This window comes from Bradyrhizobium sp. STM 3561, assembly GCF_045571455.1.
GTDB classification, from domain to species: domain Bacteria; phylum Pseudomonadota; class Alphaproteobacteria; order Rhizobiales; family Xanthobacteraceae; genus Bradyrhizobium; species Bradyrhizobium vignae.
The window spans coordinates 3,201,072-3,224,913 of sequence record NZ_CP120695.1; the positions used below are offsets into that span (position 1 = coordinate 3,201,072).

Annotated in this window: 23 protein-coding genes and 1 tRNA gene; 6 read left to right on the forward strand and 18 right to left on the reverse strand. The window is 63.3% G+C overall.

The window, feature by feature from the left end; translation table 11 throughout:
* The 18 genes from nuoN to P6U28_RS15100 all read right to left on the reverse strand — a co-directional run bounded on the left by nuoN (window position 1) and on the right by P6U28_RS15100 (window position 19,241).
* On the reverse strand, window positions 1-1,437 hold the full coding sequence (gene nuoN, locus P6U28_RS15015; RefSeq protein WP_122403009.1) for an NADH-quinone oxidoreductase subunit NuoN: 1,437 nt from the start codon (window positions 1,435-1,437) through the stop codon (window positions 1-3).
* Window positions 1,438-1,459: 22 nt separating this feature from the next.
* Window positions 1,460-2,968: an NADH-quinone oxidoreductase subunit M gene (locus P6U28_RS15020; protein ID WP_407122568.1), complete on the reverse strand. Its 1,509-nt coding sequence runs from the start codon at window positions 2,966-2,968 to the stop codon at window positions 1,460-1,462.
* Complete coding sequence (gene nuoL / locus P6U28_RS15025; protein WP_407122569.1) at window positions 2,969-5,062, reverse strand: NADH-quinone oxidoreductase subunit L; 2,094 nt, start codon at window positions 5,060-5,062, stop codon at window positions 2,969-2,971.
* An 8-nt stretch (window positions 5,063-5,070) separates the two neighbouring features.
* A complete protein-coding gene (gene nuoK / locus P6U28_RS15030) occupies window positions 5,071-5,379 on the reverse strand; it encodes an NADH-quinone oxidoreductase subunit NuoK (RefSeq protein ID WP_027523804.1) in 309 nt (102 codons plus the stop codon).
* Entirely contained in the window at window positions 5,376-6,014 is a 639-nt protein-coding gene (locus P6U28_RS15035) for an NADH-quinone oxidoreductase subunit J (RefSeq protein ID WP_027575307.1), read from the reverse strand. The genes nuoK and P6U28_RS15035 overlap by 4 nt, the downstream gene beginning before the upstream one ends.
* A gap of 9 nt (window positions 6,015-6,023) precedes the next feature.
* A complete protein-coding gene (gene nuoI / locus P6U28_RS15040) occupies window positions 6,024-6,518 on the reverse strand; it encodes an NADH-quinone oxidoreductase subunit NuoI (protein WP_210342510.1) in 495 nt (164 codons plus the stop codon).
* An 8-nt stretch (window positions 6,519-6,526) separates the two neighbouring features.
* On the reverse strand, window positions 6,527-7,594 hold the full coding sequence (gene nuoH / locus P6U28_RS15045) for an NADH-quinone oxidoreductase subunit NuoH (protein WP_122403006.1): 1,068 nt from the start codon (window positions 7,592-7,594) through the stop codon (window positions 6,527-6,529).
* Between the two features lie 10 nt (window positions 7,595-7,604).
* On the reverse strand, window positions 7,605-9,680 hold the full coding sequence (gene nuoG, locus P6U28_RS15050; protein WP_407122571.1) for an NADH-quinone oxidoreductase subunit NuoG: 2,076 nt from the start codon (window positions 9,678-9,680) through the stop codon (window positions 7,605-7,607).
* Window positions 9,681-9,685: 5 nt separating this feature from the next.
* Window positions 9,686-11,011 (reverse strand): NADH-quinone oxidoreductase subunit NuoF, encoded by a 1,326-nt coding sequence (gene nuoF / locus P6U28_RS15055; protein ID WP_122403004.1) that lies wholly within the window; start codon window positions 11,009-11,011, stop codon window positions 9,686-9,688.
* A 15-nt stretch (window positions 11,012-11,026) separates the two neighbouring features.
* Window positions 11,027-11,233: a hypothetical protein gene (locus P6U28_RS15060; protein ID WP_407122572.1), complete on the reverse strand. Its 207-nt coding sequence runs from the start codon at window positions 11,231-11,233 to the stop codon at window positions 11,027-11,029.
* Window positions 11,233-11,844 carry an NADH-quinone oxidoreductase subunit NuoE gene (nuoE, locus tag P6U28_RS15065; protein WP_122403002.1) on the reverse strand — a complete coding sequence of 204 codons (612 nt, stop codon included), beginning with the start codon at window positions 11,842-11,844 and terminating at the stop codon, window positions 11,233-11,235. The genes P6U28_RS15060 and nuoE overlap by 1 nt, the downstream gene beginning before the upstream one ends.
* A gap of 12 nt (window positions 11,845-11,856) precedes the next feature.
* Complete coding sequence (locus P6U28_RS15070; RefSeq protein WP_407122573.1) at window positions 11,857-12,819, reverse strand: FkbM family methyltransferase; 963 nt, start codon at window positions 12,817-12,819, stop codon at window positions 11,857-11,859.
* Window positions 12,819-14,015 (reverse strand): NADH-quinone oxidoreductase subunit D, encoded by a 1,197-nt coding sequence (locus tag P6U28_RS15075; protein WP_407122574.1) that lies wholly within the window; start codon window positions 14,013-14,015, stop codon window positions 12,819-12,821. Before P6U28_RS15075 ends, P6U28_RS15070 begins: the two co-directional genes overlap by 1 nt.
* 2 nt (window positions 14,016-14,017) lie before the next feature.
* Window positions 14,018-14,629 carry an NADH-quinone oxidoreductase subunit C gene (locus P6U28_RS15080; protein WP_407122576.1) on the reverse strand — a complete coding sequence of 204 codons (612 nt, stop codon included), beginning with the start codon at window positions 14,627-14,629 and terminating at the stop codon, window positions 14,018-14,020.
* An 11-nt stretch (window positions 14,630-14,640) separates the two neighbouring features.
* Window positions 14,641-15,228, reverse strand: a complete 588-nt coding sequence (locus tag P6U28_RS15085; protein ID WP_407119092.1) for a NuoB/complex I 20 kDa subunit family protein — start codon at window positions 15,226-15,228, stop codon at window positions 14,641-14,643.
* Window positions 15,219-15,584 (reverse strand): NADH-quinone oxidoreductase subunit A, encoded by a 366-nt coding sequence (locus tag P6U28_RS15090; RefSeq protein WP_008136158.1) that lies wholly within the window; start codon window positions 15,582-15,584, stop codon window positions 15,219-15,221. The genes P6U28_RS15085 and P6U28_RS15090 overlap by 10 nt, the downstream gene beginning before the upstream one ends.
* A 717-nt stretch (window positions 15,585-16,301) precedes the next feature.
* A complete protein-coding gene (locus P6U28_RS15095) occupies window positions 16,302-18,551 on the reverse strand; it encodes a TonB-dependent siderophore receptor (protein WP_407122577.1) in 2,250 nt (749 codons plus the stop codon).
* Between the two features lie 174 nt (window positions 18,552-18,725).
* Window positions 18,726-19,241 carry a MarR family winged helix-turn-helix transcriptional regulator gene (locus P6U28_RS15100; RefSeq protein WP_407122578.1) on the reverse strand — a complete coding sequence of 172 codons (516 nt, stop codon included), beginning with the start codon at window positions 19,239-19,241 and terminating at the stop codon, window positions 18,726-18,728.
* Window positions 19,242-19,750: 509 nt separating this feature from the next.
* Between P6U28_RS15100 and P6U28_RS15105 the strand changes: the two genes are divergently transcribed.
* From P6U28_RS15105 to P6U28_RS15130, 6 genes are all read left to right on the forward strand, one after another.
* Window positions 19,751-19,954 (forward strand): hypothetical protein, encoded by a 204-nt coding sequence (locus tag P6U28_RS15105; protein ID WP_407122579.1) that lies wholly within the window; start codon window positions 19,751-19,753, stop codon window positions 19,952-19,954.
* Window positions 19,955-20,116: 162 nt separating this feature from the next.
* A tRNA-Asp gene (locus P6U28_RS15110) sits at window positions 20,117-20,193 on the forward strand.
* A 762-nt stretch (window positions 20,194-20,955) separates the two neighbouring features.
* The gene (locus P6U28_RS15115; protein ID WP_407122580.1) at window positions 20,956-21,318 is read left to right on the forward strand and encodes a hypothetical protein; all 363 of its coding nucleotides are present in this window, start codon (window positions 20,956-20,958) and stop codon (window positions 21,316-21,318) included.
* Between the two features lie 933 nt (window positions 21,319-22,251).
* Window positions 22,252-22,473, forward strand: coding sequence for a hypothetical protein (locus P6U28_RS15120; protein WP_122402993.1), 222 nt, complete (start codon window positions 22,252-22,254; stop codon window positions 22,471-22,473).
* Between the two features lie 312 nt (window positions 22,474-22,785).
* Complete coding sequence (locus P6U28_RS15125) at window positions 22,786-22,938, forward strand: hypothetical protein (protein WP_164937087.1); 153 nt, start codon at window positions 22,786-22,788, stop codon at window positions 22,936-22,938.
* A gap of 548 nt (window positions 22,939-23,486) precedes the next feature.
* Complete coding sequence (locus P6U28_RS15130) at window positions 23,487-23,816, forward strand: HU family DNA-binding protein (protein ID WP_407122581.1); 330 nt, start codon at window positions 23,487-23,489, stop codon at window positions 23,814-23,816.
* The last annotated feature ends 26 nt before the right edge of the window (window positions 23,817-23,842 follow it).

Here is a 23,842-nt window from a genome sequence, read left to right on the forward strand (position 1 = left end):
CTAGAACAGCGACTTTGCCGCGGCGGAGGCGACGCTCACCACGGGACCTGCGAACAGCGCAAACAGGATGTTGAACACGCCCGCGACCGCCAGCACCGTCTTCACCTCGATGCGCACCGGGTCGACCTGGCCGGCCGGCTCGTCGAAGTACATCGTCTTGACGATGGCGAGATAGTAGTAGGCGCCGACCACGCTGGTCAGCACGCCGATCACAGCGAGCGTGAACAGGTTCGCCTTGATGGCGGCGACGAAAACGTACCATTTGGCGAAGAAGCCGGCGAGCGGCGGAATGCCGGCGAGCGAGAACAGCAGCATCGCGAACATGAAGGCGAGCAGCGGGTTGGTGCGCGAGAGGCCAGCGAAATCGCTGATCTGCTCGACGGCCTGGCCGTTACGCTTCATGGCGAGGATAATCGAGAACGAGCCGAGCGTCATCGCGACATAGATCACGATGTACATCAGGACGCCCTGCGCGCCCTCGACCGTGCCCGAGGCCAGGCCGACCAGGGCGAAGCCCATATGGCCGATCGAGGAATAGGCCATCAGGCGCTTGATGTTGCTCTGGCCGATCGCAGCGAAGGAGCCGAGCGCCATCGACGCAATCGACACGAACACCAGGATCTGCTGCCACTGCGAGACGATGCCGGGGAATGCGGTCAGCGTGACGCGGGTGAAGACGGCGAGCGCGGCCACCTTCGGCGCCGAAGCGAAGAAGGCGGTGACCGGCGTCGGCGCGCCCTCGTAGACATCAGGCGTCCACATGTGGAACGGCACGGCCGAGACCTTGAAGCAGAGGCCGACGAGCAGGAAAACGAGGCCGAAGATCAGGCCGATATTCGAGACCGTCGCGGCCGCGGCGATGCCGGTGAAGCTGACGGTACCGGTGAAACCATAGACCAGCGAGGCGCCGTAGAGCAGCATGCCCGAGGACAGCGCGCCCAGCACGAAGTACTTCAGGCCGGCTTCGGTCGACTTGGCGTTGTCGCGGTTCGAGGCGGCCACGACGTAGAGCGCCAGCGACATCAATTCGAGGCCGAGATAGAGCGAGATCAGATCGCCGGCCGAGATCAGCACCATCATGCCGAGCGTCGAGAGCAGCACCAGGATCGAATACTCGAAGATGCGGCGCGACGGGTCGGACAGGAACTCGGTCGACAGGATCAGCGTCACGGCCGAGCCGATCACGGCCAGGATCTTCATGAAGCGGGCGAAGTCGTCGACGATGAAGCTGCCGCCGAAGGTCACCTGCTTGCCCGCAGGCTGCATGTAGACGAGCGCGCCGACCACGATCAGCAGCACCACTGCCAGCGAGGTGACCGTCCTGGTCGTCCCCTGCCCGCGATAGGCCCCGAGCATCAGAAGCGCCATGGCGCCGACCGCGAGCACGAGCTCGGGCAGCGCGGGCGCCAGTTGATAACCTGCAGTCGAAAAGCTCATGGCGATATCCTGACCTGCCCGATCACTGGAGCAGTGCGGCGGCCTTCACGGCCGTCACGGCGGTGTTGTAATTGTTGACGAGTTGCTGGACCGAGGCGGCCGACATGTCGAGCACCGGCTTCGGCCAGACGCCGAACAGGATCGTCAGCGCGATCATCGGAAACAGCGTCAGGCACTCCCGCAAGGTGAGATCCTTCATGCTCATCAGCGACGGCTTGACCAGCGCTCCGAACACGACCTTGCGGTAGAGCCACAGCGCGTACGCCGCCGAAAGGATCACGCCTGATGTGGCGAAGAACGCGGTCGGGATCGAGACCTTGAAGGTGCCGAGCAGCGTCATGAACTCGCCGACGAAGCCGCTCGTGCCAGGCAGACCGACATTGGCCATGGTGAAGACCATGAAGGTCATCGCGTAGAGCGGCATCCGGTTGACGAGGCCGCCATAGGCCGCGATCTGGCGGGTGTGCAGGCGGTCGTAGACGACGCCGACGCAGAGGAACAGCGCGCCGGAGACGATGCCGTGCGAGATCATCTGGAACACGCCGCCGGCGACGCCCTGCATGGTGCCGGCGAAGATGCCCATGGTGACGAAGCCCATATGCGCGACCGACGAGTACGCGATCAGCTTCTTCATGTCCTCCTGCATCAAGGCCACCAGCGAGGTGTAGATGATGGCGATGACCGAGAGCGTGAAGATCAGCGGCGCGAAGTCGTGCGAGGCCAGCGGGAACATCGGCAGCGAGAAGCGCAGGAAGCCGTAGCCGCCCATCTTCAACAGGATCGCGGCGAGGACCACCGAGCCCGCGGTCGGCGCCTCGACATGGGCGTCGGGCAGCCAGGTGTGCACCGGCCACATCGGCATCTTCACCGCAAACGAGGCGAAGAAGGCGAGCCAAGCCCAGGTCTGCAGGGACCGCGGTACGGCGGTGTGCATCAGGGTCGGGATGTCGGTGGTGCCGCCGTTCCAGTACAGCGCCATGATGGCGAGCAACATCAGCACCGAGCCGAGCAGCGTGTAGAGGAAGAACTTGAACGACGCATAGACCCGGCGCGGACCGCCCCAGACGCCGATGATCAGGAACATCGGGATCAGGCCGCCCTCGAAGAACAGGTAGAACAGCACGAGGTCGAGCGCCGAGAAGGTGCCGACCATCAGCGTCTCCAGGATCAGGAACGCCATCATGTATTCGCGGACGCGGCTCGTGATCGCCTTCCAGCTCGCGATGATGCAGAACGGCATCACCGCGGTGGTGAGGATCACGAGCGGCAGCGAGATGCCGTCGACGCCCATATGGTAGGTGATGCCGGTGGCGAGCCAGTTCGCCTTCTCGACGAACTGGAAGTCGGGGTTTGCGGGATCGAAGCGCATGACCAGGATCACCGACACTGCGAAGGTGATCAGCGTGGTCCAGAGCGCGATCCAGCGCGAATTGCGCCTGCTAGCCTCGTCATCGCCGCGGCTCAGATAGACGATCAGCGCGCCGACCAGCGGCAGGAACGTGGTGACCGAAAGAATGGGCCAGGTTGTCATTTACTGGCCTCCAAAGCCGAACATGAACCAGGTGATCAGGCCGGCCGCGCCGATCAGCATGGCGAATGCGTAGTGATAGAGATAGCCGGTCTGGATCTTCACGACGTTGCGGGTGACGTCGAGCACGCGAGCGGAGACGCCGTCGGGTCCGAAGCCGTCGATGATGAAGCCGTCGCCCTTCTTCCAGAGCTGATAGCCGATCCACTTCGCCGGACGGACGAAGATGAAGTCGTAGAGCTCGTCGAAGTACCATTTGTTGAGCAGGAACTGGTACAGCATCGGCTGCGTCTTCGCGAGCTCGACCGGCAGGTAGGGCCGGCGGATGTAGAACAGGTACGAGACGAGGAAGCCCAGCACCATCATCACCGTCGGCAGGAAGGCGATGGTCTCGGGGATGTGGTGCATCTCCTCGATGATGTGCGGGTTCATCTTCACGGACTCGCGGAAGAACTCCTCGATGCCGTGACCGGCGAACAGCTCCTTGAACGGAAGCCCTGCCACGAACGAGCCGACCGCGAGCGCGCCGATCGGGATCAGCATCCAGATCGGAGCCTCATGCGCGGCCTCGTAGTGATGCTCGTCGTGCGGCTCGCCGTGGAACGTCTTGAAGATCAGGCGCCAGGAGTAGAACGAGGTCAGGCCGGCGGCGATGACCGTCATCAGGAACCCATACACCGCGAACGGATTGTGCGAGGCGTAGGCGGACTCGATGATCGCGTCCTTGGAGAAATAACCGGCGGTGAGCGGGAAACCGGTCAGCGCCAAGGTGCCGACCACCATCACCACATAGGTGTAGGGGATCTTCTTCCAGAGGCCGCCCATGTTGCGGATGTCCTGCTCGTGGTGCATCGCGTAGATCACCGAGCCGGAGCCTAGGAACAGCAGCGCCTTGAAGAAGGCGTGCGTGAACAGGTGGAACATGCCGACCGAATAGGCCCCTGCCCCCATCGCGACGAACATGTAGCCGAGCTGCGAACAGGTCGAGTAGGCGACGATGCGCTTGATGTCGTTCTGGACCAGGCCGATCGTGGCCGCGAAGAACGCCGTGGTGGCGCCGAAGAACATCACGACGGCCTGCGCATTCGGGGCGAGCTCGAACAGCGGCGACAGCCGCGCAACCATGAACACGCCGGCGGTGACCATCGTCGCCGCGTGGATCAGCGCCGAGACCGGGGTCGGGCCTTCCATCGCGTCCGGCAGCCAGGTGTGCAGCAGGAACTGCGCCGACTTGCCCATCGCACCCATGAACAGGAGGAGACAGGTAAGGGTCAGCGCGTCGGCGTGCCAGCCGAGGAAGTTGATGGTCTTGCCGGTGAGGCTGGGCGCGGCATGGAAGATGGTCTCGAAATCGGTCGAGCCGGCCAGCATGAAAATCGCGAATATGCCGAGCGCGAAGCCGAAATCGCCGACGCGGTTGACCACGAAGGCCTTGATGGCGGCGGCGTTCGCCGAGGGCCTCTGGTACCAGAATCCGATCAGCAGATAGCTGGCGAGACCCACGCCTTCCCAGCCGAAGAACAGCTGCACGAGATTGTCAGCCGTCACCAGCATCAGCATGGCGAAGGTGAACAGCGAGAGATAGCCGAAGAAGCGCGGCCGGTTCGGGTCCTCATCCATGTAACCGATGGAATAGAGGTGCACGAGCGAAGACACGGTCGTCACCACCACCAGCATCACGGCGGTCAGCGTGTCGACCCGCAGGGCCCACCAGACCTGGAGGTCGCCCGAGAAGATCCAGGGCAGAATCTGGATGCGGGCGTCATGATGCATGAAGCCGACATCGACCAGGGTCATCCAGGACAGTGCGGCCGAGACGAACAGGAGCGCCGTGGTGATCAGCTCGGCACCGCGCGAGCCGGCCGCCGGCGGCTCGTGGTCGTGATGGCCCGGCTCGTCGTGGGTCTCGTGAACGACGCTCCCCTCCTCCTTGATGGAGGCAGCGGAGACGTGGCCGTTATTCGCACCATTACCGTGCGCCTCGTCGTGATGCTCGACGGTGTCGCCTGAGGGATTACGCCCATGCGCGCCCACAAGCGCGATCAGGCCGGCCAGAATGGCGCCCAGCAGAGGCAGGAAAACGATTGCCTGAACCATTTGAGAGCTCAGCCCTTCATCAGATTGACGTCCTCAACCGCGATCGAGCCGCGGTTGCGGAAATAGACCACCAGGATGGCGAGACCGATCGCGGCTTCGGCGGCCGCAACGGTCAACACCAGCAGCGCGAAGACCTGGCCGACGATGTCGCCGAGGAAGGTCGAGAACGCCACGAAATTGATGTTGACCGAGAGCAGGATCAGCTCGATCGACATCAGGATGACGATGATGTTCTTGCGGTTCAGGAAGATGCCGAGGATCCCGAGCGTGAACAGGATCGCGCCGACCGCCAGATAGTGTCCGAGCCCGATCGTCATTTCACCCACTCCGCAGCATCGGCGTCCGAGAGCCCCTGCCCCGACGCTACCTTGCGCATCGCCATCGCCATGTCGGGCGTGCGCGCGTTCTGAACGTTGATGTCCTGCCGCTTGACCTTCGCCTTATGCCGAAGCGTCAGCACGATCGCACCGATCATCGCAACGAGCAGCACCATGCCGGCGAGCTGGAAGTAGTGGATGTACTTCGTATAGAGCACGAGACCGAGCGCCTCGGTGTTCGAGACATTCGTGGGGATCGCCGCCGTGATCGTCTTGGAGACGCCGGGGTTGATGACCCAGAAGCCGACCGTGAGCAGCAGCTCGAACAGGAAGATGCCGCCGATCACGAGGCCGACCGGCAGATACTCGATGAAGCCCTCGCGCAGCTCGAGGAAGTCGACGTCGAGCATCATGATCACGAACAGGAACAGCACCGCGACCGCGCCGACATAGACGACGATCAGCATCATGCCGAGGAACTCGGCACCCATCAGCACGAACAGGCCGGAGGCGTTGACGAAGGCCAGGATCAGGTACAGCACGGAGTGCACGGGATTGCGCGAGACAATCACCATCACGGCCGAAGCGACGCAGACGCCGGCGAAGAGATAGAAGAACAGCGCGGGAAGGATCATGCCCTCACCTCACCGGTACGGCGCGTCGAGCTCGATCGCTTTCGCGATCTCGCGTTCCCAGCGGTCGCCGTTGGCGAGCAGCTTGGCCTTGTCATAATAGAGCTCCTCGCGGGTCTCGGTCGCGAACTCGAAGTTCGGGCCTTCGACGATGGCGTCGACCGGACAGGCCTCCTGGCAGAGGCCGCAATAGATGCACTTCACCATGTCGATGTCGTAGCGCACGGTACGGCGGGTACCGTCGTTGCGGCGCGGGCCGGCCTCGATGGTGATGGCCTGCGCCGGGCAGATCGCCTCGCACAGCTTGCAGGCGATGCAGCGCTCTTCGCCGTTCGGATAGCGGCGCAGCGCGTGCTCGCCGCGGAACCGCGGCGAGATCGGGTTCTTCTCGAACGGATAGTTGATGGTCGGCTTCGGCTGGAAGAAGTAGCGCATGGCGAGGAAGAACGCCGAGACGAATTCCGACAGCAGAAGCGAGCGTGCAGTGGCGTTGACGTTGATACCCATGACGGCCCTCACTTCGGCGCGATGCCGGCGAAATGCAGCACGCCGGCCACCACGACCACCATCACCAGCGACAGCGGCAGGAACACCTTCCAGCCGAGGCGCATCAGTTGGTCGTAGCGGTAGCGCGGCACGATCGCCTTCGCCATCGCGAACAGGAAGAACATGAAGAACAGCTTCAGCGAGAACCAGATGATCCCCGGCACCCAGTTGAAGGGCGGCAGATCGACCGGCGGCAGCCAGCCTCCGAGGAACAGGATCGTCGCCAACGCGCACATCGTGACGATCGCGACATACTCGCCGAGCATGAACAAGAGGTACGGCGTCGAGCCGTATTCGACCATGAAGCCGGCGACGAGCTCGGATTCGGCTTCCACGAGATCGAACGGCGGACGGTTGGTTTCCGCCAGTGCCGAGACGTAGAACACCACGAACATCGGGAACAGCGGCCAGACGTACCAGTTCAGGATGGTGAGCTGCGGCAGCCCGATCAGGCTGGCAAGACCGCGCGCATGCTGGGCCTCGACCACGGCCGTGAGGTTCAGCGTGCCGGCGCAGAGCAGCACCGTGATGATGACGAAGCCGATCGAGACTTCATACGACACCATCTGCGCCGCCGAGCGCAGCGCGGCCAGGAACGGGTATTTCGAATTCGACGACCAGCCGGCCATGATGATGCCGTAGATCGACAGCGACGAGATCGCGAAGATGAAGAGGATGCCGACATTGATGTCGGAGATCACCCAGCCGAGATTGGTCGGAATCACCGCCCAGGCCGCGAGCGCGAGCACGCACGACACCAGCGGCGCCAGCAGGAACACGCCCTTGTTGGCGCCCGCCGGAATGATCGGCTCCTTGAGCACGAACTTCAGGAGGTCGGCGAAGGACTGCAGCAGGCCCCAGGGGCCGACCACGTTCGGGCCGCGGCGGATCTGCACCGCCGCCCAGATCTTGCGGTCGGCGAGCAGGATGTAGGCGATCGCGACCAAGAGGACGACGAGCACCAATACGCTCTGCGCGACCATGATGATCAGCGGCCAGAGGAAGCCGGTCCAGAATGCGCTTTCGAAGAATTCCATCAGATCACGCTCACTCCGCTGCGGTCAGCATTTGCCCGGAGGCGAGGCGCGAGCATTCCGCCATCACGGCGGACGCACGCGCGATTGGGTTGGTCAGGTAGAAGTCCTCGACCAGGGGCTTGAACGGCGCCTTTTCCGGCGAGCCGCCCTTCCCTGCAACCTTCTTGATCTGGTCGGCGGAGCCGGCCTCGATCTGCCCGAGACGGATCAGATGCGGCACGGCCTTGAAGATCGCCTGGCGCAGCGCCGAAAGCGAGTCGTAGCCGAGCTTCTTGCCGAGCGCCTCCGACAGCGCGCGGATGATCGCCCAGTCCTCGCGGGCTTCGCCTGGCGGGAATGCGGCGCGGCCGGTCATCTGCACCCGGCCTTCGGTGTTGACGTAGATCGCTGACTTCTCGGTGTAGGCCGCTGCCGGCAGGATCACGTCGGCGCGATGCGCGCCGCGGTCGCCGTGAGTGCCGATATAGACGACGAAGGTGCCGTCAGGCGCCTTGATCTCGTCGGCCCCGAGCAGGAACAGCAAGTCCAGCGTGCCGAAAGTCGTCATCTGCGCGGCGTTCAGCCCACCCGCCGCGGCGGAGAAGCCGATATCGAGCGCACCGACGCGCGAGGCAGTTTCGTGCAGCACGCCAAAGCCGTTCCAGCCGTCCTTCACCGCCCCGACGTCGATCGCGAGCTTGGCGCTAGCGGCAAGAATGGCCGCGCCATCGTGACGGGCGGCCGCGCCTGCGCCGACCAGGATGATCGGATGCCTGGCGTTCTTCAGCACGTCCACGAAGGAGTGCTTGCCGGCCGCGAGCTCGCCGAGCGTCTCGGTGCCTGCACCGAGATGGTCATAATCATAGGTCAGGTCGGCCTTGGCGCCGATCACGCCGACCTTGAAGCCGCCGGCACGCCAGCGCTTGCGGATGCGGGCGTTGAACACGGCCGCCTCCTTGCGCGGATTGGCGCCGATGATGAGCAGCGCATCGGCCTGCTCGACGCCCGCAAGCGTCGGATTGAAGATGTAGGAGCCGCGGCCGAGCGCGGGATCGAAGGCGTCGCCGCCCTGCACCGCCAGATTGCTCGAGCCGTACTTGGCGAGCAGATCCTTCAGCGCGAACATCTCCTCGACGCCAGCGAGATCGCCGGCGATCGCGCCGATCCGCTTGCCGTCGGTGCGCGCCGCCTTGGCGGCGATGGCGGCGAAGGCCTCGGGCCAGCTCGTTGCACGCAGCTTGCCGGCTTCGCGGATATAGGGACGGTCGAGGCGCTGGGTGCGCAGGCCGTCGACGATGTGACGGGTCTTGTCGGAGATCCATTCCTCGTTCACGGCCTCGTTGATGCGCGGCAGGATGCGCATCACCTCACGGCCGCGGGTATCGACGCGGATCGCCGATCCGAGCCCGTCCATGACGTCGATCGACTGGGTCTTGCCGAGCTCCCAGGGACGCGCCGCGAACGCATAGGGCTTCGAGGTCAGCGCGCCGACCGGACAGATGTCGACGAGATTGCCCTGCAGTTCCGAGGTCAGCGCGTGCTCGAGATAGGTCGTGATCTCCATGTCCTCGCCGCGGCCGGTGGCGCCCATCTCGGGCGCGCCGGCGACTTCCGCCGAGAAGCGGACGCAGCGCGTGCACTGGATGCAGCGGTTCATCGAGGTCTTGACCAGCGCGCCGAGATATTTGTCCTCGACCGCGCGCTTGTTCTCGGCGAAGCGGCTGGTGTCGACACCATAGCCCATGGCCTGGTCCTGCAGGTCGCACTCGCCGCCCTGGTCGCAAATCGGGCAATCCAAGGGATGGTTGATGAGAAGGAATTCCATCACGCCTTCGCGCGCCTTCTTCACCATCGGCGAACGCGTGGAAATCTCCGGCGGCTCGCCCTTGGGGCCAGGACGACAGTCGCGCACGCCCCAGGCGCAGCTCGCAACCGGCTTCGGGCCGCCCTTCACCTCGACTAGGCACATCCGGCAATTGCCGGCGATCGAGAGCCGCTCGTGATAGCAGAAGCGCGGAATCTCGGCGCCGGCCGCCTCGCACGCCTGAAGCAGCGTGTACTCCGGCGGGACGTCGATCTCTTTGCCGTCGATGATGAGCTTGGTCATTCTTCTTACTCCGCCGCGACCATGTTCACGGGATCGCGGACGCCGATATCGTCGACATCGGCCTTATGCGAATACTGGTCGATGCGCGCCTCGATCTCGTGACGGAAGTGCGCGATCAGGCCCTGGATCGGCCAGGCCGCAGCATCGCCGAGCGCGCAGATGGTGTGGCCTTCGACCTGTTTCGTCACTTCAAGCAGCATGTCGATCTCGCGCTTATGGGCGCGGCCTTCGGCCATGCGGGTCAACACGCGCCACATCCAGCCGGTGCCTTCGCGGCACGGGGTGCACTGGCCGCAGCTCTCATGCTTGTAGAAGTACGAAATGCGGGCGATGGCGCGGATCAGATCAGTCGACTTGTCCATCACGATCACGGCCGCAGTGCCGAGACCCGAGCGCAGCTTGCTCAAGCTGTCAAAATCCATCGGCGTGTCGATGATCTGCTCGGCCGGCACCATGCGCACGGACGAGCCGCCGGGGATCACGGCCTTGAGGTTGTCCCAGCCGCCGCGGATGCCGCCGCAATGCTTATCAATCAGCTCACGGAACGGAATGCCCATGGCTTCTTCGACGTTGCAGGGCCGCTCGACATGGCCGGAGATGCAGAACAGTTTCGTGCCGACATTGTTCGGACGGCCGATGCCGGCGAACCAGGCCGCGCCGCGACGCAGGATGTCGGGCGCGACCGCGATCGACTCGACGTTGTTGACGGTGGTCGGGCAGCCGAACAGACCGACGTTTGCCGGGAACGGCGGCTTCAGCCGCGGCTGGCCCTTCTTGCCCTCGAGGCTTTCGAGCAGCGCGGTCTCTTCGCCGCAGATGTAGGCGCCGGCGCCGTGGGCGACATAGAGATCGAATGGCCAGCCGTTGACGTTGTCCTTGCCGATCAGCTTGGCCTCGTAGGCCTGGTCGATCGCGGCCTGGAGGCGCTCACGCTCGCGGATGAACTCGCCGCGGACGTAGATGTAGCAGGCATGCGCGTTCATCGCGAAGCTCGCGATCAGGCAGCCCTCGACCAGCAGATGCGGATCGTGCCGCATGATCTCGCGATCCTTGCAGGTGCCGGGCTCGGACTCGTCGGCGTTGACGACCAGATAGCTCGGTCTTCCGTCGGTCGATTCCTTCGGCATGAAGGACCATTTCAGACCGGTCGGGAAGCCGGCGCCGCCACGACCGCGCAGACCCGACGCCTTCATCTCGTTGATGATCCAGTCGCGGCCCTTGTCGATGATATTCTTGGTGCCATCCCAGGCGCCGCGGCGCCGCGCACCCTCGAGCCCCCAATCGTGGAGGCCGTAGAGGTTCTTGAAGATGCGGTCCTTGTCCTCGAGCATATCAGTGCTTTCCGATCAACGATTGGACTGCTTGTAGGCAAGTCCGGCGGCGCAGACGGCGAAGGTCAGCGCCCAGAGCAGACTGGATTCCAGCGACGCGTTCAGGCTGAGACGCTGCAGCAGGAAAATGAACGTGGCCGCCACCGCGGCATGCATCGCGATGAAGCCCCATCTTTTCATGGCCCCGCTCCCCTGCACTGAAGGCGACGAAAGATCACGCATCAGGTGACCTCCTTCAGCGTGGTCGGTCCGGTGATCGGCGCCGAGAACTGGCGGCCGTTCTGGGGACCGGGCTTGGGCGGATTGCCCGAAGCAAAGCCGTCGAGCACCTTGCCGAAGCTTTCCTTGGTCAGGTCCTCATAGGTGTCCTTGCCGATCAGCACCATCGGCGCGTTCACGCAAGCGCCCAGGCACTCCACCTCTTCCCAGCTGAAATTGCCGTCCTTGGAGAGATGGAAGGGCTCGTGATGGATGCGGTGCTCGCAGACGTGGATCAGGTCCTCGGCGCCGCGCAGGCGGCAGGGCGTGGTGCCGCAGACCTGGACATGGGCTTTCTTGCCCACGGGAGCGAGCTGGAACATCGTGTAGAAGGTCGCGACCTCCAGCACGCGAATATAGGGCATGTCGAGCATGTCGGCGATGACACGGATCGCGGCTTCCGAGACCCAGCCGTTATTCTGTTCCTGCGCGCGCCAGAGGATGGCGATGACGGCGGAAGCCTGGCGTCCGGGCGGATACTTCGCGATCTGCTGCCTGGCGAATGCGAGGTTCTCCTCCGTGAACGCAAAGCTCGCGGGCTGGACTTCCTTCGGTGCTAATCGGCGAACGGACATAGATTCAATCTCTCACTGCATGCGGCGCGCGGTCTTCGCATTCATGGCCTCGATCCTGTCCTGCCAGAATGCGCTTGCGGTGCCGAAAACGTTGTAGCCGACGTGGGTCGAGACCTTGATGCGGTCGAGGATCGACAGCTCGGTCACGGTCTCCATCCGGTTGCTGCGCGGATCGAACACGATCAGCTTCAGCGGGGTCTGTTCGAGGATGAAGCGCGACACGGCGTGAGAGCGGTCGCTGCCGTGCTCCTCGCACATGATGACGCTGTCGGCCTGCAGCAGCCGGACGCCGCCCTTGATCGCCTCGATCTCGACGCCTTCGACGTCCAGCTTGATCAGGTACTTGCCGGTGGCCGCGACCTTGCCGTCGCCGATCAGATCGTCGAGCGCAATGACCGGCACTTCCTCACCGCCCACCGACGGATCGCCGACGATGCTGAAGGCCTCGTGCTTGGTGCCGGAGAGCCGCGCGGTGCCGCGGGCCGCGCCGATCGCGCATTTCATGGTCTCGAAGCGGCCACCGTTGACGCGGGCGTTGTTGGCGAGCTTCGGATAGTTCTGGCCCGACGGCTCGATCGCGATCGCCTTGTGCGCACCGAACGGCTTGCTCGACACCAGCACCGACCAATAGCCGTAATTGGCGCCGCAATCGAGCAGCGTGTAGTCGACGTCGATGGAGTCGGCGAACAGCAGCTCGAGCTCGTCCTCATAATTGTACGAGCGGTTGAGCAGCTTGCTCCAGTAGCCGTCCCCATAGGGGAATTCGAACACCGCGTCGGGGTTGAGCCTGATCGCGATGTTGCGCTCCGGCAGCGTCTTGCGCAGCAGGTTCGCGCAGGCGATGTAGCCCATGTGCGAGAAGTGCGAGGAGATCTTCGATCCCGTCACCAGCGCCAAGGCAGCCGTCCGCTCCCACAGGTTGGCCCCTTCAAGGGCCCCCGAGGCACGGTCAAACTGGATTGGCGCCTGCGCCATCACCGATCGACCTCTCCGAACACGATGTCGAGCGAGCCGAGGATCGCCGAGACGTCGGCAAGCAGATGGCCGCGGCAGATGTGATCCATCGCCTGGAGATGGGCGAAGCCCGGCGCGCGGATCTTGCACTTGTAGGGCTTGTTGGTGCCGTCGGCGACGAGATAGACGCCGAACTCGCCCTTGGGCGCCTCGACCGCGGCATAGACCTCGCCGGCCGGCACGTGGACGCCTTCGGTGTAGAGCTTGAAGTGGTGGATCAAGGCTTCCATCGAGCGCTTCATCTCGCCACGGCGCGGCGGGGCGACCTTGTTATCGGCGACGACGACGGGGCCCTTGCCGTCCGGCGCGTTCAGTTTCTGGATGCACTGCTTCATGATGCGCACGGCCTGGCGCATCTCTTCCATGCGGATCAGATAGCGGTCGTAGCAGTCGCCGTTCTTGCCGATCGGGATGTCGAAATCCATCTCGGCGTAGCACTCATAGGGCTGCGACTTGCGCAGATCCCAGGCCGCGCCCGAGCCGCGCACCATGACGCCCGAGAATCCCCACTCCCAGGCCTCCTTGAGCGGCACCACGCCGATGTCGACGTTGCGCTGCTTGAAGATGCGGTTGGCGGTGAGCAGCCGGTCGAGGTCGTCCACGACCTTCAGGAACGGATCGCACCAGGCCTCGATGTCGTCGATCAGTTTCTGCGGCAGGTCCTGATGCACGCCGCCGATACGGAAATAAGCAGCGTGCATGCGGCTGCCCGAGGCGCGCTCGTAGAACACCATCAGCTTCTCGCGCTCTTCGAAGCCCCACAGCGGCGGGGTCAGCGCGCCGACGTCCATCGCCTGTGTAGTGACGTTGAGCAGATGCGACAGGATGCGGCCGATCTCGCAATAGAGCACGCGGATCAGCTGGCCGCGGCGCGGCACCTCGATGCCCAGCAGCTTTTCGGCGGCGAGGCAGAAGGCGTGCTCCTGGTTCATCGGCGCGACGTAGTCGAGCCGGTCGAAATAAGGGATCGCCTGCAAGTACGTCTTTTGCTCGATCAGCTTCTCGGTGCCGCGATGAAGCAGTCCGATATGCGGATCGACGCGCTCGACCACCTCACCGTCGAGTTCCAGCACCAGGCGCAGCACGCCGTGCGCCGCCGGATGCTGCGGCCCGAAGTTGATGGTGAAGTTGCGGAGATTCTGCGGTTGCTCGTTCATGATCAGCTCTTCGGCCCCGCTTTTTCATCCCCCGGCAGCGGATAGTCCGCCCCCTCCCACGGCGAGAGGAAATCGAACTTGCGGAATTCGTGGTTGAGCCGGACGGGCTCGTAGACCACCCGCTTCTCCTGGTCGTCGTAGCGGACCTCGACGAAGCCGGTGAGCGGGAAATCCTTGCGCAGCGGATGGCCCTCGAAGCCGTAGTCCGTGAGGATGCGGCGCATGTCGGGATGGCCGACGAAGAACACGCCGTAGAGATCGTAGGCCTCGCGCTCGAACCAGTCGGCGCCGGGGAAGACGTCGATCAGCGACGGCACCTGCGTGGTCTCGTCGGCCTGAGCCTTGAGCCGGATCCGCGCGTTCAACGTCGGCGACAGGAAGTGGTAGATCACGTCGAAGCGCTTCTCGCGATCCGGGTAGTCCACCGCCGTGATGTCGGTGATGTTGACGAAACGGCAGTTCGGATCATCGCGGAGGTACTTGACCACCTCGACGATCTTGCTGGCCTCGACATCCACGGTCAGCTGGTTGAAGGCCACCGAGTGACCGGTCGCGGCGCCCGGAAGCGCGCTAACGATCGTCTGCCCCAGGGCGTCGAGCTTGGCGTCGTCCATGACGTAAAACCTTAGCGTTCGATGGTGCCGGTGCGCCGGATCTTCTTCTGCAGCAGCAGCACGCCATAGAGCAGCGCTTCCGCCGTGGGCGGGCAGCCCGGCACGTAGATGTCGATCGGCACGATGCGGTCGCAGCCGCGCACGACCGAGTAGGAATAGTGGTAGTAGCCGCCGCCATTGGCGCAGGAGCCCATCGAGATGACGTAGCGCGGCTCCGGCATCTGGTCGTAGACCTTGCGCAGCGCAGGCGCCATCTTGTTGGTCAGGGTTCCCGCGACGATCATCACGTCGGACTGGCGCGGCGAGGCACGCGGGGCGAAGCCGAAGCGCTCGACATCGTAGCGCGGCATCGACACCTGCATCATCTCGACGGCGCAGCAGGCGAGACCGAAGGTCATCCACATCAGGGAGCCGGTGCGCGCCCAGGTGATGAGATCGTCGGTCGCGGCCACGAAGAAGCCCTTGTCGGACAGCTCGGAATTGACCTCGAGGAAGAATGGATCATTGGCCCCGACCGGCTTTCCGGTCGACGGATCCAGGATGCCCTTCGGGGCCGGCGCGATGACCGGACCGGTGGACGATGCGGGGTTCAATCCCATTCCAGTGCTCCCTTCTTCCATTCATAGGCGAACCCGACCGTCAGCACGGCGAGGAACACCACCATGGACCAGAAGCCGGTCGCGCCAAGCTTGCCGAACGCCACAGCCCAGGGAAACAGGAACGCCACCTCGAGGTCGAAGATGATGAAGAGGATGGCGACCAGATAGAAGCGGACGTCGAACTTCATGCGGGCGTCGTCGAAGGCGTTGAAACCGCACTCATAGGCCGAGAGCTTTTCCGGGTCCGGCTGCTGGAACGCCACGATGAAGGGCGCGATCAGCAGCACGAGACCGATGAGGCCCGCAACGCCTATAAAGACCACGAGTGGAAGATAGTTCTGAAGAATGCCGCTCATTGACGAGCCCTTTTTCCCGCAGCCTCGGGAGAGCCACGGATTCGTCCGATTTGGAATTATTCTGAGCCTTAGCGCAGTGCACCAATGGGCGCAAGACACGCTCGTTTCAGGCCCTTTGCCGCTCCCAGCGCGGCGAAAATCCCGGAATCACCCCGCGGCTGGTATGGAGCAGATCGCCGGCCCCAGCAAGAGCGGTGACGGTTTCGCTGGCCCGCAGTTCCGAGATTGCGGCGCAGGGGTCAAGGCAGCTATCGCCCGCGCTTTGACCGACCAAATGTACACTTTTTCTGACGACACGTGCAGCCCAGGCAACAGCCGGCCGCCGCCGCCTTGACATATTTTGCCGAGGGTCCTTTTTCCAGGGGGTCCCCCCGAGCGGTGCAGCCAAGGAGCCATTGAGGGCGCTGCCGCGATCGGGACAGATGCAACATAGGACACCTATCCACAGCTGCGGACGATCAGAGAGCCATGCGCCACGAAAGGGCCGGGGCTCGTCTGGCGAATGCGTCGGCGGTCAGCTCCGGACCTGACCACGAGCGCGGCAGCGGCGACTTGCTGGTCGCTCGCGCCGCGCTCGGATGAGCTCCGGGCCGGGGGCATGGCCCGTGAGCTCATCGTGACGCCAGATCAGCTGTCTCCAGGCGGAGCCGAAGGACGTTCACGACCCGTCGGTCCAAGTCCCACAGCCTGCCGCCAAGGCCCCGCCCTCGCCTGTCCTCACCATTTGTAGGAGACGCTCGCGGTGACGCGCCGACGGTCGCCATAGAAGCAGGACGTCGGGAACGAACAGCTCGCGACGTAGATCTTGTCGGTCACGTTGATCACGTTGATGGCCGTGCGCCAGTTCTGCCATTCGTAATGAAGGGCGAGATCGCCAAGCACCACCGCGGGAACCTCGAGCGTGTTGGCGGGGTCGGCCCAGGAGGAGCCGACGTAACGGACGCCGCCGCCAAAACCGAATCCTTCGAGCGGACCTACCTTGAAGGTGTAGTCGGCCCACGCCGAGACCAGAAGCTGAGGCGTGTTGGTCGGCGTCTTGCCGACCAGCGACGGATCGAGATCCCTGCTGTTGAAGAGGTGATAGGCGGTGAAGGCGCCGATCAGCTTGAGTTCCTTCGTGGCATTGGCCACCGCTTCGAGCTCGATGCCGCGAGAGGTCACCTCGCCGGTCTGGTTCAGCAAGATCGGCGTGCCCGCGGTCGTCGCCACGTTCTGACGCTTCAGGTCGAACACCGAAGCCGTGAAGTAACCGTCGAACCCCCTCGGCGCGACCTTCACGCCGATCTCGGCCTGTTGTCCGGTCTCCGGCAGGAACAGCTGGTTGCTGGCGTTGAGACCGATGACCGGGTTGTAGCTCGTCGCATAGGAGACGTAGGGCGCGATGCCGTTCTCGAAATTGTAGATCAGCCCGGCTCGCCCGCTGAACTTGCTGTCGTCGCGGCTTGCGACCGTGGCTCCGGTGTCGCGGGCCGCCTGCGTCGTCTCCACCCAGTCGTTGCGACCACTCACCACCAGTGTGAAGTTGCCGAGCTTCATCTGATCCTGGAGATAAGTGCCCGCCTGCTTCTGCGTGATGAGGAAGTTGCGGAACAGCGCGCCCGTGAGCGGAATGTCGAGACCGTAGACGGGATTGAAGACGTTGATCGAAGGGACGGTGCCGAAATTGAAGTTCTGGTAGTCGTCGATCTGATAGCCCCTGAGATCCACTCCGAACAGCATCGTGTGCCGCACCGGTCCCGTGTTGAAGCGATACTCCAGCTGGTTGTCGAGATTGGCCTGGTTCGCGGTGTCCTTTGCGTACCAATTGTAGCGGCCCATCACGGCCGTATTGATGTTCTCCCAACCGTTGCCGATGTAGCCGCGATAAGTCAGGTCGATATGCGCAAACCGCGCGTTCTGCCGAAAGGTGAGGTCGTCAGTGAGATTGCGCTCGAACCGATAGCCGAGCATCTCCTGCTCGCGCGTGAACTTGTCGACACTGGGATCGCCGACGAAGAAGCTGGTCGGAATCTTGCCGAACGGCGCATCGGTCACCGTGCCCTGGTACGGGAGGAAGTTGATGCCGCGGGTGTCCGTCTTCGACGCCGATGCGAGAACCGTGAAGGTTGTGTCGGCATCGGGCTTCCAGGTGAATGACGGTGCGATGAAGTAGTTGTTGTCCGGCGTGAAGGCGACCTGCGTGCCACCGTTCCTGACCTCGCCGACGACGCGGTAGAACAGCTTGCCATCTTGGGGCTGGGTTGCGATCGGCCCGCCGACGTCGAAGCCGACATAGGCGTTGCCGAAATTGTTGACGCCGGTCTCGATGTAGCGGATCGGTTCGGCCGGCGGCATCTTGCTGATGACGTTGACGATGCCGCTCGGGCTCGAACCACCATAGAGCACGGCGGAAGGACCGCGCAGCACCTCGACGCGCTCCATGTTGGATGGTGGCAGACGCCAGCTCGCATAGGAGGTGTAGAACAACTGCATACCGTCGAGGAACAGTCCGACGTCGTCGGACTTGAAGCCGCGGATCAACCACCAATCGTTGCGGGTGTCCGCACCGAAGGTCCCTGCCCGAACGCCGGCGGTGTAGCGCAGCACCTCGTCGAGCTTGTTCGGCTTCTGGCCACGGATCTGCTCGGCGCCGATCACCGAGACCGATTGCGGTGTCTCGATGATCGGCGTGTTGGTCTTGGTGCCGGACGAGCTGCGACCCGCGACATAACCGTTCACCGGGCCAAGCGGTGTCTCGACGAAGCCGAGATTGCGCTGCGGCTGGGGCTTGCTCCTGTCGGCGGTCTGCACCGACGATCGCGTCGCACGGCGCTGTGGGGTCGCAGCAGCACGTCTCCGGGTTTCCGGCGCGGTGACGGTCACCGACGGCAGATTCTGCGCGCCGCTCGGCGCCGAAGACTGTGCGAGCGATGCCTGCGGCATCAAGATCCAAGCGGATGCGGTCGCCAACACGGCCGACCGCAGCATTCCAAGACTGTTCAACGCGCCACCCCAAAGCTGCATGTTCGATGCATCATGCCGCCTGTCCCGGAACGGCATGCGCTTGCGGCGACTTATGTGAGGGCGCGCGATTTCCCTAATTGAAAGCTTCTTAGAAAGTCTCTTAGAAGTGCTTCAATAGTTCCGCGTGCCGCAGCGAGATCAGCGCAAATTCTTCTCGGCCTCGAGCATCTCGGCGGCGATCGCCGTGAGCTGATCGACCTGCCGCAGCAGTGCATGCAGTTCGGCTTCGCTCAGATGCTCCAGCAGACGGCGGTTGCGCTCCTGCGCGCCAACGACGATCGCATCATGCGCAGCGAGACCCGTCGCGGTGAGCGAGATCAGCACCTCGCGGCTGTCCTTCGGATTGGCCGCTTTTGCGATCAGCTTGCGCGACAGCAGATTTGCGAGTGCACGGCTGATCTGTCCCTTGTCCTGGCCGACGGCTTCGGCGAGCCGCGCCACACTCATCGGCGGCCGCCGTCCGAGCGAGGCGACGAGACCGAACTCGACCGAGTTCAATCCAGTCAGCCGCCTGTAGCGCAGGATGGCGCCGCGTTTGAGCAAATTGGCAAGCACCATCAGCCGCGACGACAGCATCGCGGTGATCGGCGCCGCCGGCTCGCTCTCGTCCGTTTTCGATGACGTCGACCCGCCCCTGCTCTCGGTCTGGCCCATGATTCCACCTCTGCCAAGAAAGCCGGGGCGTGCCAAGCCCGGGCCGCTGCGGGCGCAACTAAGCCGCGGCGAGGACCACTCGAAATTGTGGGCCGCGCGCCCACCTCGGCCTCGCCCGTGGTGGTGGGCAGGGTCAACGTCATTCTAAAGGTGTTGTGGCGCGCCGTGCGCTTCCCCGCTCCGGGCCGCGGTCACGACCACGCACTCGGCGCCCTGCTGTTCATCTCGGCCGCCCGCGCGATCCGGGATGGCATCGGCCGGGCGCCCGCCTGACGCCGCTTCCGGCCAACCCCGGCGAAACCAAGCGGGCGCATTAAAGCGCGATGAGATATGAATCGTCATCGCGCTTTAGGTTGTTGTTTACGCATGATCTTTCCGGAAAACCGCTTCGCACTTTTCCGGATCATGCTTTAATGAAACCATTTTGCGGAACCCGCGAAACCATCCGGAAACAGATGGTCCTTAGAAGAAGAGCCATAGACGGCGGTAAAGCCCGTCGGGAGGCTCAGATGAACCACTCTATTCACTCCGCTGATCGTGCGACCCACCTGAAGATCGTGGTGGTGGCGCTGGTGGCCGGCATCGTCGTGGCCGGCTTCGGGATCGCAGCCCGCACTCATGCCGATTACAGCCAGACCGCCCAGTCGACCCATGCGATCAAGGCCGGCAAGCCGGTGGTGGTAACGAGCGCCGGGACGTCGGAGATTCGCTGATACGGCCTCTTCCGAGCCGGCCAATGGCCGCCCCCGGGGGCGGCCTTTTTCGTTTTCCAGAGCAATGCTTAGCCGGGACGCTCTGGGGAAGCGCAACGTCCTTGACTTCACCATGTCCCCCCTTTAAGTCCCCCCTCATTCCGCGCGCGTCCAGCGAACCACGCGGGAGTAGCTCAGTTGGTTAGAGCGCCGGCCTGTCACGCCGGAGGTCGCGGGTTCGAGCCCCGTCTCTCGCGCCATTCAATGGCGGAAGATCAATCACTTAGATCTGGCCGATACGGACCTTTCGACACTCGAGTGTCAGGATGGCCGGCGCCCTGACACTTTTGGTCCGGCTTCGTTCGTACCGGTGCGAATCCGCCGCGGAGCGCTCGCGCGCCGAAAATCACACACGGCCCAAGCCGCTGATGCCCAACAGTCCGCGGCCCCTTTGTTCTCGCTGCGTACACGTGCGACAAGAGGGCCGTGACACCGGGCCCCAAGATCAGCCTCGACGAAAGCCGCAATTCACGTGCAGCAAATGCGGTCACCGCGGCGCCGAAGTCCGGCCGGATTTTCAGCCGCCACGCATGGGCACGGGCTGACGCCACCGGTCTAATCGTCCCAAGTGAGCTTCTGGCAATCGGCGCACTTGTAGATGCGCACAGGCTTGTCATTGCGGGTATTAAGGAGACGTTCCACCCGGCTCAAGCGGCCGTTGCAGTGCGGGCAGGTGCGGAATTGGTCTTCCCCTGTCCCCCGGGGATGAGGCGATGAAGAACCGATGCGAAGCATGGTGATGCTCGTCAGCGAACTCAGGAAGCAAGCTAAAGCAAATCTGCTTCGGATGTTCCGATACCGCGCCGAGCAGGACCGATCGCAGGGAACGAAGGTCACGGGATCAGATTAAGAGTCTCGCCGGCTCGCCGCTTGAGCTGGTGGAGCGGCCCCGGCCTACCCCCACACCACGCCCCGAAGCCGGGGCCGACTCTCCGCCGAAGCGACAGTTTCGGAGTATGCGTATGCGTTCCTCGCCGTCGATTGTGCCGGCCGATCGTCTCGACCGCGACATCTACCTGGTGCTCGAGGATTTCGGCGCATGCGCCGGCAGCGCCTGGCGCGAGACCGACGAGGGCGGCACGGATCTCGAGACCGTGCTGCAGGACCTCATCTCCGGCCAATACGCCTACCCGGTCAGGATCGTCTGCTTCAATGCCGTCGAGGGCTGGTCACGGGATGCGACCCCCGACGTCGCCGACGCGCTAGCCGAGCGCGTCGCCAACACGGACGCCGAGATCAGGCCAGCGCTGCAGGACTTCATCAAAGCCAACGCGAGACGGCGCCTTGACGTGCAGCTCGCGCTGCCCCTGCGCGGCGTCGGCTGATGGCAACCGAAGGCAAGCCTCTCGGCTGGACTGCCCCGGAGAAAGCCAGCTCGCGCGGACGCTGAACAGCCAAATCGGGCGCTCGTTCGCGACAGCGTCGGCACTCATGAACCGCACGAGATCGCGAAGGCAGCTGCGCGAGTTATTGGGACCTGCTTTGCAAGCACTGGGAACCGAGGAGCGGGAGCAAAGTTGGTCTTGCGGATCACGCCTCGAAAACGTGATGCCGACACAAGGCCTCAGCTCGGTGTCAGCCCCGGAGCTGAGGCATTTTGTTGCCTGTGTACATTTTTGTACAAAGCTGCGGAACGCAGTCCGGGTTTCTGACTCATCCCACGGGGCCTTCGATGGGATGAAAACGTGCCGCGTTACACCTCCTTCGCCCGAGAGGCCGCAGCAACGCTGCTGCGAATGGCAAAAACAACAAAGGACCCGCAGGTTGCGTCGGGATTGATCCAGCGGGCGGCCGATCTAAAGGACCGCACTGGGGAGCTTGCCCCTGGTGAAATCGATGCGATGGCGGAAGAACCGCGAAAGCCTCTTACAAGGAACTAAGGCCGCCTCCACGGGCGGCCTCGATCGTCTCTGATCGTCCTTGCCCGCCTAATCGCGGTCGTGATGGTGATGGTGATGGTGTTCGTGGTGCTCGTGCCGGACGCCTCCACCTCCGGAATGCGCAATAGCGTTTGACGTGAGGGAGGTCGAAAGCAGCATAGTTATGGTTGGCGGAGTGACCGCCGCGAACTTTCCGCAAGTCTTCAGAAACTCACGCCGGTCGTCGTCTTCAGCGGGCATAGCGGCCAATCCTCGGGCGATCCAATATTAAACTAGCACGAATTAAATAAATTTAAATACGTTAATAGGTTCCAATTTTTTTCGGTGAAGCTACGGTTCCATGGTATGGTCCCTCGTAGGCGTGCTGAAGGGCGAGACATGGGGATCTACCTACATTTGCAAACCCACGGTATGGCACCGAGAGAAATTGCTTGTATTACAAAGGCTTACGAGCAAACCTTGCGTGCTCTATGTGTTAAAGATCGCGACGATCCCCTCACGGAACTGGTGGCGAAAACAATCATAAAGATCGCCCAAACAGGGCTCAAAGACCCTGCACAGATTTCAGCGCAGGCGATCACGCAACTCGAATTGCGGTAGGCGATCCCGACCGCTTGAAACTGAAACATTCCCGAGATCAGGAGGTTGGTTATTGGGCTTCGGGGCTTCGCAACATGCGAGGCGCGCCATGACCCCTCTCCCGGTGGGCGATGTGTTCCTCACGGTCGCAATCATGGCCGTGACGTTCGTGGTCGAGATCGGCCTTTTCATCCTGATCGGAATGTTCTGAATGGACGCCCATCCCGCTCAGGATAGCGGGTGCCGGATGCCTTAGTTTCGGCTCAAATATTTCAAGATCCCCCGCAACCATCGCCCTCGTTCGGCGTCATGCTTGATTGCGGAGACTTCGCGATGGACGACGACGGCGAGGAACAGCAAGAGCTTGAAGATCAGATCATGCGCTACCGCATGATGGAGCGCGACGTCACCGATCCGCTCGCGCTCGGGCTCCTGCACGACATCGTCGCGGAATTAGAAGCTGCGCTGCAAGCTTCAAACGAGTAGCCGAATTATCAGAAAGACGGTATTGGCCTCAGTAAGAGGCGCGCTTAAGTACCGCCGCGCCGTATAGGAACCCCCGATTATCAAGTGGTGTTGCGTCTCTATGCCTAGAGAGATCGCAATAGCGCTCTGGTCACTTGCCGTTGCCTGCGTGGTGGCGTTCAGTGTGGCCGCAATCGTTTCTCCTCACTAGTCGCCCAAAAGGCCGTCGGTGTCGGCGGCCTCTTTCCGCGCTTGATCCGATCCTCGTCGCCCTCATCGGCATCGCGACCCGCTTCGGTTCAAAATGACAAACCGCTGAAATTCCTCAGACAACAATCCCTCCCCGCCGAAGATCCGTTCGGCGGGTATGGAACGGCACAACTTCTAGGCACTCAAGTGGCTATTGCACGTAGTCCACGTAATCTGCCCGGCCGGTGGGTTCGCCGGGAACTCTCGGCATAGTCAGCCCGCGCCCGAATCGTCTACGCCTGAAAGGACTTAGAGGGACCCCCGCATTCTCGGCTTTTCCAGGGGTTCCCCCGTCAGTGGATAACCCGAGGAGGCCATTCATGGCTAAGAAGGATTCCGCGAAGAAGGATTCGGCGAAGAAGGCAGCCGCTCCCGCCACGATCACGCTCAAGCACCTCGCCGCCGATATTGCGGAGCGCCAGGACCTGTCAAAAAAGCACGCCGAGGCCGTTCTGACCGACATGGTCGACCTGATCGCCAAGCACCTCAAGAAAGGCGACCGTGTCCGTATCGTGGGCCTTGGCATCCTCCAGGTCCGCAAGCGCGCCGCCCGCACCGGCCGCAATCCTGCCACCGGCGAGGCGATTCACATCAAGGCCAGCAGGAAGGTCGCGTTCCGCCCGGTAAAGGAACTGAAAGAGGCGATCTAGCACTTACGATTCATTAGGCCTGACCG

Excerpts from the sequence above, each read along its gene's own strand:
- nuoN (WP_122403009.1), bottom strand. The coding sequence starts at position 1,437 with ATGAGCTTTTCGACTGCAGGTTATCAACTGGCGCCCGCGCTGCCCGAG.
- P6U28_RS15020 (WP_407122568.1), bottom strand. The coding sequence starts at position 2,968 with ATGACAACCTGGCCCATTCTTTCGGTCACCACGTTCCTGCCGCTGGTC.
- nuoL (WP_407122569.1), bottom strand. The coding sequence starts at position 5,062 with ATGGTTCAGGCAATCGTTTTCCTGCCTCTGCTGGGCGCCATTCTGGCC.
- nuoK (WP_027523804.1), bottom strand. The coding sequence starts at position 5,379 with ATGACGATCGGGCTCGGACACTATCTGGCGGTCGGCGCGATCCTGTTC.
- P6U28_RS15035 (WP_027575307.1), bottom strand. The coding sequence starts at position 6,014 with ATGATCCTTCCCGCGCTGTTCTTCTATCTCTTCGCCGGCGTCTGCGTC.
- nuoI (WP_210342510.1), bottom strand. The coding sequence starts at position 6,518 with ATGGGTATCAACGTCAACGCCACTGCACGCTCGCTTCTGCTGTCGGAA.
- nuoH (WP_122403006.1), bottom strand. The coding sequence starts at position 7,594 with ATGGAATTCTTCGAAAGCGCATTCTGGACCGGCTTCCTCTGGCCGCTG.
- nuoG (WP_407122571.1), bottom strand. The coding sequence starts at position 9,680 with ATGACCAAGCTCATCATCGACGGCAAAGAGATCGACGTCCCGCCGGAG.
- nuoF (WP_122403004.1), bottom strand. The coding sequence starts at position 11,011 with ATGCTCGAGGACAAGGACCGCATCTTCAAGAACCTCTACGGCCTCCAC.
- P6U28_RS15060 (WP_407122572.1), bottom strand. The coding sequence starts at position 11,233 with ATGCGTGATCTTTCGTCGCCTTCAGTGCAGGGGAGCGGGGCCATGAAA.
- nuoE (WP_122403002.1), bottom strand. The coding sequence starts at position 11,844 with ATGTCCGTTCGCCGATTAGCACCGAAGGAAGTCCAGCCCGCGAGCTTT.
- P6U28_RS15070 (WP_407122573.1), bottom strand. The coding sequence starts at position 12,819 with ATGGCGCAGGCGCCAATCCAGTTTGACCGTGCCTCGGGGGCCCTTGAA.
- P6U28_RS15075 (WP_407122574.1), bottom strand. The coding sequence starts at position 14,015 with ATGAACGAGCAACCGCAGAATCTCCGCAACTTCACCATCAACTTCGGG.
- P6U28_RS15080 (WP_407122576.1), bottom strand. The coding sequence starts at position 14,629 with ATGGACGACGCCAAGCTCGACGCCCTGGGGCAGACGATCGTTAGCGCG.
- P6U28_RS15085 (WP_407119092.1), bottom strand. The coding sequence starts at position 15,228 with ATGGGATTGAACCCCGCATCGTCCACCGGTCCGGTCATCGCGCCGGCC.
- P6U28_RS15090 (WP_008136158.1), bottom strand. The coding sequence starts at position 15,584 with ATGAGCGGCATTCTTCAGAACTATCTTCCACTCGTGGTCTTTATAGGC.
- P6U28_RS15095 (WP_407122577.1), bottom strand. The coding sequence starts at position 18,551 with ATGCTGCGGTCGGCCGTGTTGGCGACCGCATCCGCTTGGATCTTGATG.
- P6U28_RS15100 (WP_407122578.1), bottom strand. The coding sequence starts at position 19,241 with ATGGGCCAGACCGAGAGCAGGGGCGGGTCGACGTCATCGAAAACGGAC.
- P6U28_RS15105 (WP_407122579.1), top strand. The coding sequence starts at position 19,751 with ATGAACCACTCTATTCACTCCGCTGATCGTGCGACCCACCTGAAGATC.
- P6U28_RS15115 (WP_407122580.1), top strand. The coding sequence starts at position 20,956 with ATGCGTTCCTCGCCGTCGATTGTGCCGGCCGATCGTCTCGACCGCGAC.
- P6U28_RS15120 (WP_122402993.1), top strand. The coding sequence starts at position 22,252 with ATGGGGATCTACCTACATTTGCAAACCCACGGTATGGCACCGAGAGAA.
- P6U28_RS15125 (WP_164937087.1), top strand. The coding sequence starts at position 22,786 with ATGGACGACGACGGCGAGGAACAGCAAGAGCTTGAAGATCAGATCATG.
- P6U28_RS15130 (WP_407122581.1), top strand. The coding sequence starts at position 23,487 with ATGGCTAAGAAGGATTCCGCGAAGAAGGATTCGGCGAAGAAGGCAGCC.